General features: G+C 70.3%; 13 protein-coding genes. 9 read left to right on the top strand and 4 right to left on the bottom strand.

The genetic code is table 11. From position 1 onward, the window contains the following. Positions 1-64: 64 nt before the first annotated feature. The 4 genes from R9X44_RS32890 (at position 65) to R9X44_RS32875 (ending at position 5,698) form a co-directional block, all read left to right on the top strand. Positions 65-1,132, top strand: a complete 1,068-nt coding sequence (locus R9X44_RS32890) for an NDP-sugar synthase (RefSeq protein WP_319818270.1) — start codon at positions 65-67, stop codon at positions 1,130-1,132. Beyond that, a complete protein-coding gene (locus R9X44_RS32885; protein ID WP_319818269.1) occupies positions 1,132-1,995 on the top strand; it encodes a DNA-3-methyladenine glycosylase 2 family protein in 864 nt (287 codons plus the stop codon). Before R9X44_RS32890 ends, R9X44_RS32885 begins: the two co-directional genes overlap by 1 nt. Before the next feature lie 86 nt (positions 1,996-2,081). Further along, the gene (locus R9X44_RS32880) at positions 2,082-4,625 is read left to right on the top strand and encodes a bifunctional FO biosynthesis protein CofGH (RefSeq protein ID WP_319818268.1); all 2,544 of its coding nucleotides are present in this window, start codon (positions 2,082-2,084) and stop codon (positions 4,623-4,625) included. A gap of 158 nt (positions 4,626-4,783) precedes the next feature. Beyond that, complete coding sequence (locus R9X44_RS32875; RefSeq protein WP_319818267.1) at positions 4,784-5,698, top strand: hypothetical protein; 915 nt, start codon at positions 4,784-4,786, stop codon at positions 5,696-5,698. A gap of 76 nt (positions 5,699-5,774) precedes the next feature. On the opposite strand, the gene R9X44_RS32870 is transcribed toward R9X44_RS32875, so the two are convergent. Next, positions 5,775-6,317 (bottom strand): UTRA domain-containing protein, encoded by a 543-nt coding sequence (locus tag R9X44_RS32870; RefSeq protein WP_319818301.1) that lies wholly within the window; start codon positions 6,315-6,317, stop codon positions 5,775-5,777. A gap of 25 nt (positions 6,318-6,342) precedes the next feature. Then, positions 6,343-6,603: a helix-turn-helix domain-containing protein gene (locus R9X44_RS32865; RefSeq protein ID WP_319818266.1), complete on the bottom strand. Its 261-nt coding sequence runs from the start codon at positions 6,601-6,603 to the stop codon at positions 6,343-6,345. Positions 6,604-7,972: 1,369 nt separating this feature from the next. Between R9X44_RS32865 and R9X44_RS32860 the strand changes: the two genes are divergently transcribed. From R9X44_RS32860 to R9X44_RS32850, 3 genes are all read left to right on the top strand, one after another. Further along, positions 7,973-9,127, top strand: coding sequence for an MFS transporter (locus R9X44_RS32860; protein WP_319818265.1), 1,155 nt, complete (start codon positions 7,973-7,975; stop codon positions 9,125-9,127). Between the two features lie 128 nt (positions 9,128-9,255). After that, positions 9,256-9,663, top strand: coding sequence for a DUF6325 family protein (locus tag R9X44_RS32855; protein ID WP_319818264.1), 408 nt, complete (start codon positions 9,256-9,258; stop codon positions 9,661-9,663). A gap of 13 nt (positions 9,664-9,676) precedes the next feature. Then, complete coding sequence (locus R9X44_RS32850) at positions 9,677-9,997, top strand: SHOCT domain-containing protein (RefSeq protein WP_319818263.1); 321 nt, start codon at positions 9,677-9,679, stop codon at positions 9,995-9,997. Between the two features lie 12 nt (positions 9,998-10,009). Here the strand turns inward: R9X44_RS32850 and R9X44_RS32845 are convergent, their stop codons facing one another. Next, a complete protein-coding gene (locus R9X44_RS32845; protein ID WP_319818262.1) occupies positions 10,010-11,281 on the bottom strand; it encodes a coenzyme F420-0:L-glutamate ligase in 1,272 nt (423 codons plus the stop codon). Then, the gene (cofD, locus tag R9X44_RS32840; protein WP_319818261.1) at positions 11,278-12,237 is read right to left on the bottom strand and encodes a 2-phospho-L-lactate transferase; all 960 of its coding nucleotides are present in this window, start codon (positions 12,235-12,237) and stop codon (positions 11,278-11,280) included. The genes R9X44_RS32845 and cofD overlap by 4 nt, the downstream gene beginning before the upstream one ends. Before the next feature lie 77 nt (positions 12,238-12,314). Between cofD and R9X44_RS32835 the strand changes: the two genes are divergently transcribed. Continuing rightward, complete coding sequence (locus R9X44_RS32835) at positions 12,315-13,193, top strand: hypothetical protein (protein ID WP_319818260.1); 879 nt, start codon at positions 12,315-12,317, stop codon at positions 13,191-13,193. Between the two features lie 151 nt (positions 13,194-13,344). Then, complete coding sequence (locus R9X44_RS32830; RefSeq protein ID WP_123669020.1) at positions 13,345-13,611, top strand: WhiB family transcriptional regulator; 267 nt, start codon at positions 13,345-13,347, stop codon at positions 13,609-13,611. The last annotated feature ends 203 nt before the right edge of the window (positions 13,612-13,814 follow it).

Raw genomic sequence — 13,814 nt, 5'->3', positions numbered from 1 at the left:
GCTCCGAGTAGGCTCTGTGATCTGCTCCGGACGGCCGGGTCAGACGCTGTAAGAAAGGTGTGGCGTGGAAGCGATTCTCCTTGTCGGGGGCAAGGGCACAAGGCTGCGGCCGTTGACGATCTCGACCCCCAAGCCGCTGCTGCCGACCGCGGGCGTGCCGTTCCTCGCGCACCAGCTCGCGCGGGCCAGCGCGGCGGGGATCACCCGGATCGTCTTCGCCACCTCGTACCGGTCGGAGATGTTCGAGGCGGCGTTCGGCACCGAGGCGTACGGACTCGAACTCGTCTACGTGGACGAGCGGCGGCCGCTCGGCACCGGCGGCGCGATCCGCAACGCGGCCCAGGCCCTGGTCAGCAAGCCCGACGACCCGGTGCTCGTGCTCAACGGCGACATCCTGTCCGGACACTCGATACCCGACCAGGTCAAGACCCATCTCGACGCCGACGCCGCGGTCACCCTCCACCTCACCGAGGTGGACGACCCGTCGCGGTTCGGCTGCGTCCCGACCGCTCCGGACGGCCGCGTCACCGCGTTCCTGGAGAAGACCAACAATCCCGTGACGAACCGGATCAACGCCGGGTCGTACGTGTTCCGGCGCGACGTCATCGACACGATCCCGTTCAACGAGGTCGTTTCGGTCGAGCGTGAGACGTTCCCCGGGCTTATCGCGTCCGGCGAGACCGTCATGGGGTTCGTTGACGCGCACTACTGGCTCGACGTCGGCACGCCGTCGGCGTTCGTGCGGGGGTCCTGCGACCTCGTCACGGGGCTGCTCGACTCGCCCGCGCTGCCGGGCAAGCCGGGGCCGATGCTGGCGCTGGAGGGCGCGAACGTGTCGCCGCGCGCGGTCGTCACGGCGGGGACCGTCGTGGGGTGCGACGCGACCATCGAGGCGGGCTCGACCGTCAGCGGCAGCGTGCTGTTCGACGAGGCGGTCGTGGCGAAGGGCGCGTGGGTGCGCAACTCGGTGCTCGGGCGCGGCGCGCGCGTCGCGTCGGGGGCGATGCTCGACGGCGCGATCCTCGGCGACGGCGCGGTCGTCGGGCCCGGCAACGAGCTCGGCGACGGGCTGCGGCTGTGGCCCGGGATCGAGCTGCCGCCGACCGCCGTCCGGTTCTCCAGCGACGTGTAGTGCCGCGCCGCGTTTGGGACGCGCCGTGGCCGGTGCGGCCGCGGCGCACCCTCGCGGTGTTCCGGCGCGGCCCGCACGACCCCGCCTACCGGGTGACGCCCGACGGAACCGTCTGGCGGACGTCGTACACGCCGGAGGGTCCGGGGACGCTCGCGGTGGCGGCGTCGGGTGGGCGGGCCGAGGCGGAGGCGTGGGGGCCGGGGGCCGAGTGGCTGCTCGACGCGCTGCCCGGGCTGCTCGGCGCGGACGACGAGCCCGAGGCGCTCGTGCCCGTCGATGACGTCGTGCGCGACGCCGTCGAGAAGCACCCGTTCCGTATCGCCAAGTCGGGACTCGTCTTCGAAGCGCTGGTTCCGGCGGTTCTGGAGCAGAAGGTCCCCGGTGCCGAGGCGTGGCGCGCGTGGGGGTATCTGCTGCGGCGGTTCGGCGAGCCCGCGCCCGGCGCGCCCGAGATGCGGGTGCCGCCGCCGCCCGAGGTGTGGCGGACGATCCCGTCATGGGAGTGGCACAAGGCGGGTGCGGAGGCGGTGCGGGCGCGGACGATCGTGGGGGCGAGCCGGGTCCGTCTCGACGGGCGTCCCGAGGTGCTGCCGAAGCTGCCGGGGGTCGGGCCGTGGACGACGGCCGAGGTGCGGCAGCGCGCGTTGGGCGACCCGGACGCGGTGTCGGTCGGCGACTACAACATCCCCGGGATCGTCGGGTGGGCGTTCCTCGGCCGCAAGGTCGACGACGCGGGGATGCTCGAACTCCTTGAGCCCTACCGGGGCCAGCGCTACCGGGTGACGGTTCTGCTCCAGCTCGCGGGACACCGGCCGCCGCGGCGCGGACCACGGCTCAGCGTGCGGGACTATCGCCGGTTTTGATGCGGTTTCTTGAATTTCGTGTGACTTCTCGTGGTTGCCCGCCCCCTGCCCTGTTCCCATTATGACGCTTGGCATAGAGTGCGCCCATGGAGAGCGCAGTGAGTGAATCCGGGCTGCGCCGCGCACTGGCGCGCGCCCGCGACGGGAAGACCCTGGACCAGGCCGAGGCCGCGGTGCTGCTGCACGCGCGCGGGGAGCGCCTGGACGAGCTGCTGTCCTACGCCGCGCGCACCCGCGACGCCGGACTGCGCGACGCCGGACGCCCCGGCGTCATCACCTACAGCCGCAAGGTGTTCATCCCGCTGACGCGGCTGTGCCGCGACCGCTGTGGATACTGTACGTTCGCCACCGCCCCGCACAAGCTCCCGGCCCCGTTCCTCAGCCCCGACGAGGTGCTCGACATCGCCCGCCAGGGTGCGGCGCTCGGCTGCAAGGAGGCGCTCTTCACTCTCGGCGACCGGCCCGAGGACCGCTGGCACCAGGCCCGCGAGTGGCTTGACGAGCAGGGCTACGACGACACGCTTTCGTATGTGCGCGCGATGGCCATCCGCGTCCTTGAGGAGACCGGGCTGCTTCCGCACCTCAACCCGGGCGTCATGACGTGGCGGGACTTCCAGCGGCTCAAGCCGGTCGCGCCGTCGATGGGGATGATGCTGGAGACGACCGCGACCCGGCTGTTCACCGACAAGGGAGGGCCGCACTACGGGTCGCCCGACAAGGACCCTGCCGTCCGGCTGCGGGTGCTTGAGGACGCGGGACGTCTCAATGTGCCGTTCACGACGGGCATCCTCATCGGCATCGGCGAGACCATCGAGGAGCGGGCCGACGCGCTGTTCGCCATCCGGCGGACCATGCGGGAGTACGGGGCGATTCAAGAGGTCATCGTCCAGAACTTCCGCGCGAAGCCGGACACCGCGATGCGCGGGACGCCCGACGCGGAGCTTGAGGAACTCGCGGCGACGATCGCCGTCGCGCGGCTCGTCCTCGGGCCCAAGGCGCGCATCCAGGCCCCGCCGAACCTCCTTGACGACGAGTACGCCCTGTTCGTCCGCGCCGGAATTGACGACTGGGGCGGTGTGTCCCCGCTGACGCCCGACCACGTCAACCCCGAGCGTCCGTGGCCGCAGATCGAGGAGCTCGCCGCGCGCACCGCCGCCGCCGGGTTCACGCTGCGCGAGCGGCTCACCATCTACCCCGAGTACGTCAAGAAGGGCGAGCCGTGGCTCGACCCGCGTCTCGTCGCGCACGTCCGCGCGCTCAGCGGCCCCGACGGCCTCGCCGACGAGGACGCCGTCGTGGAGGGCCGCGTCTGGCAGGAGCCGGACGGCGGCTTCACCTCCACCGGACGCACCGACCTGCACACCGCCATCGACGTCGAGGGCCGCACGTCAGACCGGCGCGACGACTTCGATGAGGTCTACGGCGACTGGGACGCGCTGCGCGAACGCGTCCGCGCCCCCGAACGGTTCGACGCCGACGTCAAGGCCGCGCTCGCCGCCGCCGAGAAGGACCCGGGCGGCCTGTCCGACGCGCACGCCCTCGCCCTCCTGCACGCCGACGGCCCCGAGCTCACCGCGCTCGCCCGCATCGCCGACGACCTGCGCCGCGAGGTCAACGGCGACGACGTCACCTACGTGGTGACCAGGAACATCAACTTCACCAACGTCTGCTACACCGGCTGCCGCTTCTGCGCGTTCGCCCAGCGCCGCACCGACGCCGACGCCTACAGCCTCTCCCTGTCCCAGGTCGGCGACCGCGTCGACCAGGCGTGGGAGGCGGGCGCGACCGAGATCTGCATGCAGGGCGGCATCCATCCGGATCTGCCCGGAACCGCCTACTTCGACCTGGCCCGCGAGGTCAAGCAGCGGCAGCCCGACATCCACCTCCACTCCTACAGCCCGATGGAGGTCGTCAACGGCGTCGCCCGCACCGGCCTTTCGTTGCGCGAATGGCTCATCGCCGCCAAGGAGGCGGGCGTCGATTCCCTGCCCGGGACCGCCGCCGAAATCCTGGACGACGACGTCCGCTGGGTCCTCACCAAGGGCAAACTCCCCACCTCAGCCTGGATCGACGTGGTGAAGACCGCCCATTCGGTCGGCCTGCCCACCACATCCACGATGATGTACGGCCACGTCGACACCCCGGCCCATTGGGTCGGCCACCTGAAACTCCTCCGCTCCATCCAGGAGGAGACCGGCGGCTTCACCGAATTCGTCCTGCTGCCTTTCGTCCACCACAACGCCCCCATCTACCTCGCCGGAATAGCCCGCCCCGGCCCCACGGTCCGCGAAAACCGAGCCGTCCACGCCCTGGCCCGCATCCTCCTCCACGGCGCCATCCCCAACATCCAAACAAGCTGGGTAAAACTCTCCGACGACCTCTGCACCGAGGTCCTCCAAGGCGGCGTCAACGACCTCGGCGGCACCCTCATGGAAGAAACCATCTCCCGCATGGCGGGCTCCGCCAACGGCTCCTTCAAAACCATCTCCTCCCTAGAAGAAATAGCCGCCCGCGCCGGCCGCCCCGCCGTCCAACGCACCACAACCTACGGCCGCCCCACCCCCGAACGCCTCACCGCCGCCCGCAAAACCAACGGCGTAGGCCACTTCCTCCCCCTAACCCCCGCCTGACCCCCGAAATCCCCGGGGCCGTAAACGCAAATGGCCCCGGGGATTCCCGAACTGCAACGTCCACCTCTAGGATCGACACTTCTCGGAAGTGAACTCGGCGCGGGCGGGCCTGACCCGTCGTGGCTGTTCACGCTCGACGTGTTCGGTGGAGGACAGGTATGGGTGTGCGGGTTTGGGGACTGGCGTTGGCGGTGCTCGCGAGCGTGTGCGGGTGCACGGGCGGCGTCGGCGAGTTGCCCAAGGCGAGCAAGGAGTTCACCGGGGCCCAGCCGTTCGACGTGCTCAAAGGCGAGGAAATGGGCATGCTCGACCACGCCCGGTTGTGGGCGCACGCCCGTTGTATGGCTGACGCGGGATATCCGCAGGTGTCGAAAGCTGGCCTGACGGAACCGCGCGACGCGTTCGATTATCTGAAGATCGGACCCGGCGGCGGCAAGGCCGGCTGGCCCAGCGAGGAGATCGCCCGCGCCAAGGGCTTCGGCGCGGATCAGGACCCGCCGCCCGCAAAGATCGTCAGTTCTGATCCCGCCTACGACGCGCTGTTGGTGAGCTGCGAGGACAAGGCGTGGAAGGCACTAGGCGACGACGCCAAGACGACCTACGACCAATACCACGACCTGGTCGTCAACAAGGTCGTGGTGGAGTACCACCAGTTGCTCCCCCGCGACGACTACCACCTCTACAACCTCAAGGCCGCCGAATGCCTGGAGGAAGCGGGCTTCCCCGCCGCAGGCAAAAACTCAACCCTGGAGCGCCCCTCGGATTACGGCGTCACCGCAGGCGGCTACGCAGGCCCGGACCCCGAAGACTGGCGCCCGCAGCAGAAACCCGGCACCGTCCAGGTAGGCCCAAAACCCGCCAAGCGCGTCTACGTCCCCACCGAACGCGAGTCCGACCTGGCCGTCGCCTTCCACAAATGCAACACAAAACTCGGCCGCATCAAGTTCATCAACGCAACCGAACTCGAAGCCCAACAAAAGATCATCACAAAATACAAATCCCAACTAGCCGCCTACGACACCCCCCTAGAGTCCCTGGCCCACAAAGCCACCACCCTCACCACCCCCACCTGACCCACCCCCCCCGAAAGGACCACCGCCAACACGGCGGCGGCCCCACTCGACCGCTGCGGCAAGGGCCCCAAGAGCGTTAGGGGGTGACGTTCCAGGAGTAGGAGATCTGCCAGTAGTGGGTGGGCATCACGTGGACGCAGACTTCGACTGGGCGGTCTTGTGCTGTCCAGCCGATGTGGGTGATGACATAGACGCTTTGTTCGGGTGACATCTGGAGGAATTCGGCTTCCTCCTCGGTGGGTGGGCGGACGTTGATGTCCTCGGTCATGCGGGTTTGGGGGAAGCCGAGTTCGGCCATGCGGCTCACCATTCCGCCCTGGCCGGTGTCGGTCTGTTCCAGGACGGTGTCGGCGGCGATGTCGAGCGGGATGTAGGACGGCGCGATCTGGACGGGGGTGTCGTCGGCGTACATGCGCCGCGAGCGGCACACGACCTGCTCGCCTTCCGGCGTCCCGAGGATCTCGGCGACTTCGGGTGGAGGGGACACGCGGCTGACGGTGAGCTCTGAGCGGGGCTCCATCCCCAGGGCGCGCAACTCGGCGTCGAACGCGCCCTTGCCCTGCTCACGCTGCGCACGCTGGTAGCGGGTCATCGGATCACGCCGGATACGCCTGGGCATTGCCGTCACGTGGTTCCCCTTCGTGTTAGCCGTCTGCCGGAGGACGTGCCCACCGGTGCGCCGTGGCACTCGGAATACCTGTGAGATCCGCGATCTGCCGGTAGGACAGCCCACTGTCCGCGAGAGCCGCGATCACCTGCGCTCCGGCCAAGGTGTTCACGTGCCGCCTGCGCCAAGCCTCAACGGCGGCGGCGACCAACTTCTCACGGTCCTCGACCAGCGCGCTCTCGTCGATCTCGGAAGCCTGCGCTCCCAGCAATTCTTCCAATGCCTCTTTAAGGTTCACCTTGAATCTCCCTGTCTCATTGTGAGACAGTCGCGGTGTCTCACAATGAGACAGTATACGTCCGGAGCGGATATAGGGACAGACGGCCCCAAACGGCGCGGCCACGCCGCTGGGGCCTTGATCGGAGGCGAGTCCGACCATGAGCAGTAAGGGTATGGGGTGGGGGGCGAGCGTGCCTCCCCTCGGAGTGGCGAGCGTGTGGGAGTGCGTGCGGCGTTCGTTGCACGCTGGGCAGGGGATCAGGGTCGGTACCGGCGGGCACGAGGCGCTGCGGGGGCAGCGGGCTTGGGTGCGGCGGGTGCTCGACGGTAACGGCTCGGCGGATGACTGTCTGACGGTGGTCGGGGAACTCGTCGCGAATGTGGTCGAGCACGGGGGCGGCGGTGAGGTGTTCGTGTGGCTGCTCCCGTCGAAGGGCGGGGTGCTTGGGCTGTTGGTGCATGGCCTCGAAGCCGTCGTCTCGCCTGAGTTTGTGGGCAGGCTCGGGGAGATGGCGGGGGCGGGGTCGGCGCGGCGGTCGATGCCGGGGGGCGAGGTGGAGCGGGGGCGCGGGTTGGCGTTGGCGGCCGGGTTGTGTACGCGGTGGGGGGCGGTGGCGCCGGGGCCCGGGCATGGGGCGTGGTGCTGGGAGATCCGCGAAGACGTCGAGGGGTGGCGGCGGGAGGTGCTGGGTGGGCTGCGGGTCAGGTATCCGGGCAGGATGCTGTGGTACGGCGAGTGCACTCGGCGGTGGTGGGCGGTCGGGCGCGACAAGCTTCTTGAAGCCGACACGCCGGACGGACTGGACCGGGCGCTGAGCGTCCACTACGGGCAGTCGGGTCCTGCTCGGTCCCAGATGGGGGCGCGTTCGGGGTCGGTCACATGCGGTGCCCCTCGGCGGCCCAGGGCGTCGGGGCTCTCCGTTGCCTAGCGCGCTGGAGGACCTCGCCCTGCGACTGCTCCACGTGGGCCGTGACGCGTGCCTCCGGGTAGGGGAGTCCGGCCCTTACCTGAACGTCAGGGTCCCCGGCTCGAAGGTGGGCGTGTCCGTCTTCCACGCGGACGGGGAGTTTCGGGTTTCGCTCGGCCCTGACGCGTCCATCGCGCTCGGCGCAGACCCCGACACGGCCGCGATGAACATCGCGGAGCTATGCACGATGGAAGGCATCGCACGGGCCCTCCGCGATGCCATCGCCCGCGCAGAACCGGGTCCGGCGGGTCAGTAGCCGAGCGGGATGTTTCCGGCGTTTCGGACGACCCAGGTTCGCCTGGTGACGGCGCTGCGGCGGTGACGCCCGGGAACTGGGGTGGGGTGGGTGGGGGTGGGGGGATGGGTGGGGGGCGGGGGATGATGGGGGTTATGGGGATGGGGCAGCGGGACAGTCTGCTTGTGGGGTATTTGTTCATGGTGGTGATGGTGGCGACCACGTTGCCTACGCCGCTGTATGCGATCTACTCGGGGAGGCTCGGGCTCGCGCCGTGGATGGTGACCGTGGTGTACGCGGTTTACGCGGTGGGGGTGCTTGGGACGCTTCAGGTTCTCGGGCGGGTTTCCGACCATGTCGGGCGTCGGCCCGTGTTGCTCGCGGCTGTGGCGTTCTCGGCGGCGTCTGCTGTGGTTTTTGTGGCCACCGAGGGGCTTGGCGGGCTGTTCGCGGGGCGGTTGGTTTCTGGGGTTTCGGCGGGGTTGGTGACGGGGGCGGCTACCGCGTACATCGCGGAGTTGGAAGCGCCGTTGGGGGCGCGGAGCAAGGCTGGCGTCATGGCGACCGTGGCGAACATGGGCGGGCTTGGGCTCGGGCCGCTGCTGGCCGGGGTGCTCGCGGACCATGTCGGGCATCCGCTCGACGTGCCCTACATCGCGGGGGCGCTGCTGCTTGTCCCCGTCGTCCTGGTGTTCGTGTGGCGGGTGCCCGAGACCGTCCGCGACCGCGACGGCTTCCGCGCCGGGATCGGCCTCCAGCGCATCGGGGTGCCCGCCGAGATCCGCACCCGCTTCCTCGCCGCCGCGATCGCCGGACTCGCGTCCTTCGCCCTGCTCGGCTTCACGACCGCGCTCGCGGGCCAGGTCCTGTCCGAGGGCCTCGGCAACCACAGCCACCAGACGGCAGGGGTCGTCGCGTTCCTGCTGTTCGCCGCCGCGGCCGCCGCACAGGTCGCCGCGGGCCGGTTCCCGCCGAGAACCGCGAGCCTCATCGGCCTCGCCCTGATGACGGGCGGCACCGCCGTGATCGTCGCCGCCGTCGCCGCGGCCTCCCTGCCCCTGCTCATCACCGGCGCCCTCGTCGGCGGCGTCGGCGTCGGCCTCGCCTTCCGCGCGGGCCTCTCGACGGTGACGGCCATCGCCCCCGAAGCCCGCCGAGGCGAGGTCATCTCCACATTCTTCATAGCCGCCTACATCGGCCTGACCATCCCGGTGGTCGCCGCCGGCATCCTCGTCACCACAACGACCCTCCTCGACGCCACCATCGCCCTCGCCCTCTTCATCGCCGCCCTCTCCGCCGCCTCCGCCACAATCATCACCCGCACCCGCCCAACCCCCTGACCCACGCGCGAACAGTAGGGATTCATGGGGAAATGCGGGGTTCGCACCGAGGCTCAGGCGGTCAGACCCTCCGAGAGGCACGTCGAGCGCAGGGGGCGGGTATGCCGGAAAGCAGGGAAACGGAGCCCATGGGGCCCGTCGACGTCGCGGTGATCCGCTTCAAAGGAAGCCGCTTCAACGGGGACGTCGCGCCCTCGCTGCTCGACCTCCAGGACGCGGGCACGATCCGGATCCTCGACCTCGCTTTCGTCTCCAGGGACTCAGACGGCTCGGTCGTCGCGACCGAGGTCGTCGACACCGAGTTCGCCTCGACGTTCCTCGGATTGACGAGCCGGCAGCTCGACCTGCTGAGCGAGGAGGATCTCGACAAGGTCGGCGACGGGCTCGATCCGGGCGACTCGGCGCTCGTGCTCGTGTGGGAGCACGCGTGGGCGAGGCGCTTTGGTGACGCGGTGCGCGGCTCCCACGGGGAGGTCAGGTCGTGGGAGCGGATTCCGCGTGATGTCGTGGCGACCGCGATGGCGGCGCTGAGCTAGAGGGGGAACGCGAATGATCAGGGCAGGACGGCCAGGGCTGCTGGGCACCATGGCGCGTACCGCGGTCATCACCGGGACGGCGAGCGCGGTCTCCGGGCGTGTTCAACGCAGGCAGGCGCGCCGGGACGTGCAGCAGGAGGCGCAGTACGCCCAGCCGCAGCCGCAGCCGCAGCCGCAGCCGCCGCCGACCCAGCCGCCGCAGCCCGCGCAGGCCCAGCCCGCGCAGGGCGACGACCGGATCGCGCGGCTTCAGAAGCTCGCCGACCTCAGGGACAGCGGCGTGCTCACGCCCGAGGAGTTCGCCGCGGAGAAGGCGCGTGTTCTGGGGTCCTGAGGTGCGCGGGGCTCAGCGGACCTCGATGAAGGTGTCCGGGATGCGGGGGGCGCGGTCGCGGGGTGGGGCGGCGGCGCGGCCGACGGCGATCGCGCCCATCGGGTCCCAGGAGTCGGGGAGGTCGAGGACTTCGCGGACGGTCGGGCGGCAGAACATCGTGCTCGACACCCAGCAGGAGCCCAGGTTCTCGGCGGTCAGGGCGACCAGGAGGTTCTGGACCGCCGCGCCCGTGGAGACGACGAACATCTCGCGTTCCGCGGTGTTGCGCCGGGGGTCGGGGTAGGCGTGCTGTCCCGCCTCGGTGTCGAGGCAGGGGATGACGAGGTAGGGGGCGCGGCGCAGGACGTCGCCGCGGGCGAGCCGCCGCGCGATGGAGTGCTCGGTGAAGCGGTCGGCTTCCAGGTCGGCCCGCCACGCGTCGCGCATCGCGTCGAGGAGCTTCATCCGGATTTCGGGGGATTCGAGCAGGACGAACCGCCACGGGGTCGTGTGGTGCGGGGCGGGCGCGGTGAGGGCTGCGGCGACCGCGCGGCGCACCGCCTCCCCGTCGACGGGTTCGTCGGTGAACTCACGGACCGTCCGGCGCGCGTGCAGCAGCTCCGCCCCGCCCCAGCGGAACATGTCGTCGGCCGGGACGCGCACGATCGCGCGCGCGCCGGGCCCGTCGGCGTCGGTGACGAGGTGGCCGAGCCCCCGCACGACCGCGACGGGCACCCCGTCGAGCTTGCCCTTGGCGAGTTCGGCGGCGGCGGCGAGCTCGTCGGCGATCGCGGTGACCGTCGCCTCGAGGAGGTTGCCGTGCGGGTCGGTGCGGCCGCGGAAGTCGTCAAGCGGTTCAAGGCCCGCCGCGCCGATCGCGACGTCGGTCTGCCCGGCCCGCCACGGCCTCCCGAAGGTGTCCGAGACGAGCACGGCGACCCGCGCGGGCAGCGCCGCGCGCAGCGCGCGGGCGGACGCGTCAGGGTCCTCAGGCAGCAGCAGCACGGTCCCCGGCGCGGTGTTCGACGCGTCAACCCCGGCCGCCGCCATGACGAGCCCGTGCCGCGTCTCCACGATCCGCGTCCGCCCCCGCCGCGCGACGACCCGGACGGCCTCGGCGTCGATCGCCGCCTCACGGTCGTCGGCCTTGACGATCCGCCCCTCGGCCTTGCTGACGATCTTCGACGTGACGACGACCACGTCGCCGTCGCGCAGCCCGGGGAAGGCCCCCGAGATCAACGCCGCGAGGTCGTCCCCCGGCTTGATCTCCGGAATCCCCGGAACCCCGATGATCTCGATGCTCACGCGCCCTCCCCGGACAGCTCGACCGCGAGGTCCACGGCCGCGGCGGCAAGCGCACGCGTCGCCTCCGGGTCGGACATCAGCAGCGGCCGCGACCGCACGACGACCTCCTCGAGCCCCGGCGACGCGAAGTGCGGCCCGTCCTCGGTCGCCACAAGCCAGCCGTTCAGTAGCGCAGGCCCGTAGAACCCCGCTACGGCCGCCGCAGACGTCTCCACCCCGATCGCGCTAAGACAGGCGTCCGCCATACCGCGCACAGGCGCGCCGCCGATGATCGGCGAGACCCCCACGACGATCTTGGCCTTGAGCGCGTCCCTGATACCCGGTATCGCCAGGATCGTCCCGACGCTCACCACAGGGTTCGACGGCGGCAGCAGCACGAAGTCCGCCTCCGCGATCGCTTCAAGGACCCCCGGCGCGGGCTTGGCCTCGTCGGCCCCCACGGGCGTGATCGCCAGCGCCGGAGCCGACGCCCGCATCTTCACCCACCACTCCTGGAAGTGGATGGCCCGTTTGCCCTTCTCGTCCTCGATGACGACATGGGTCTCGACCCTGTCGTCGGTCATCGGGATCAGCCGCACGCCCGGCTGCCACCGGTGGCACAGCGCCTCGGTGACCTGCGACAGCGGGTACCCGGCGTCCATCATCTGGGTGCGGACGATGTGGGTGGCGAAGTCGCGGTCGCCGAGGCCGAACCAGGTGGGCTCGACGCCGTACGCGGCGAGCTCCTCCTTGACCTTGAACGACTCGTCGGTCCTTCCCCAGCCCTGCTCCTCGTTGATGCCGCCGCCCAGGGTGTACATCACGGTGTCCAGATCGGGACAGACCTTCAGCCCGAACAGATGGATATCGTCACCGGTATTGCCGATGACCGTAACGTCGGCGTCCGGAGCCGCCGCCCTGAGTCCGCGCAGGAAGCGCGCCCCGCCTATCCCTCCGGCCAGAACCACGATTTTCACGGTTCAAGTCTTCCATCCCTGCGATACGCTACGCGCCCGGGATGAGCCGCCCAAATACCCCATTATGGAGTGATCCAGTGAACACCGAAGCGTTGCAGCGGCTGCGGGAACCCGCCGCGTATCTGCTGCTCGGAGCCGCCGCCGTCCAGGTTCTCGCCGGATTGATCTCGCTGTTCGCGGGCGCCGCGTTCACGTCGAACGCGTTCGGTGAGAGTTACGGCGCGGTGGGCAGTTTCACCGGATTCATCCTTGCGGCGCTCGTGGTCGGCGCGGTCCTGCTCGCGACGAGCCCGGCCCCGTCCGCGGCGGCCAAGACGATCGTCACCGGGGCGCTCGCGGTCGTCGGCGTGGGCCTTGCCCTCGGCGTCATCACCCTGTTCGCCGGCCTCCTTTCCGAGTACGCGAGCGGCGGCGACAAGGCGGCCGCGTTCTTCTTCGGCCTGAGCAAGATCGCGATCTCGGCGGGCGCGGGCTACTACGTCTTCCTGAACTTCAAGACGTTCCAGCCGGCCCGTCCCGCGCAGGTCCCCGGCCAGGTGTACGGCCAGCAGCCTTACGCCGACCCGTACGCCCAGCAGCAGCAGCAGTACGGCCAGCAGCCGCAGCAGTACGGGCAGCCGCAGTACGGCGTCCAGGACCCGTACGCGCAGCCCGGCGCGCAGCAGCCCGCGGCCCAGCCAGGACAGGACCCGTACTCCCCGCAGCACTCCGCTCCGGCCGACCCGTACGCCCAGGGCCAGTACGGGCAGCCCGGCCAGCAGTACGGCCAGTCCGACGCCTACGGCCAGCCCGCGCAGCCGGGACAGCCCGCTCAGGGCCAGCCGCAGTACGGCCAGCAGCCGCAGCAGGACCCGGGCGGCTGGACCCGTCAGTTCGGCGACGACGCCGCCGGACAGCCCCAGCAGCCCCAGCAGAGTGACCAGAACTGGTATCGCGGGGATCAAGGCCCGCAATAATCAGTTCCAGGAGCGGCGCGCTTCGCCCGGATAACCCATAGTTCACCCCACCCGTGGCCCCTACCGCTTGACGCACGGGGGACTACACACGTGTAATTTCGAGTGTGTAGTTCTGACCGGGGGGCTCTACGGGGGCGGCTAGGAGGTGCGCGTGGGCGAGATCGTGATCCCGCTGGCGCACGGCACAGATGAAGGTGAGGAGTCGGGCTGGCAGGAGCGCGCCCTGTGCGCTCAGACCGATCCGGAAGCGTTCTTTCCGGAGAAGGGCGGCTCGACCCGAGAGGCCAAAAAAGTGTGCCGGGCATGCGAGGTGCGCGCGGAATGTCTGGAGTACGCGCTCCAGCACGACGAGCGTTTCGGGATCTGGGGTGGCCTGTCGGAGCGGGAGCGGCGCAAACTCAAGCGCGCCGCCGTCTGATCGGACCGCAGCAAGGACCGACCGTGATCAAGGACTTACTGTGACATTCCGGCCGGTTCTCCGGCCGCGTCGGGCGTGGATCGTCCCGGCGCTGACCGAGACCGGGCGGTCACAGTAGAGTAAGCAGCCGCGTGGACCGAGGTCCGCGCGGCTGTCGCCTTGTCGCACAAGATTCGCTCCCGCACCCCACCCGAATGAGCAGC

It is taken from the genome of Actinocorallia sp. A-T 12471, assembly GCF_033875155.1.
GTDB lineage: Bacteria > Actinomycetota > Actinomycetes > Streptosporangiales > Streptosporangiaceae > Actinocorallia.
The sequence above is the reverse complement of the archived record's forward strand: the minus strand, read 5'-3'. Positions and strand labels throughout refer to the sequence as shown.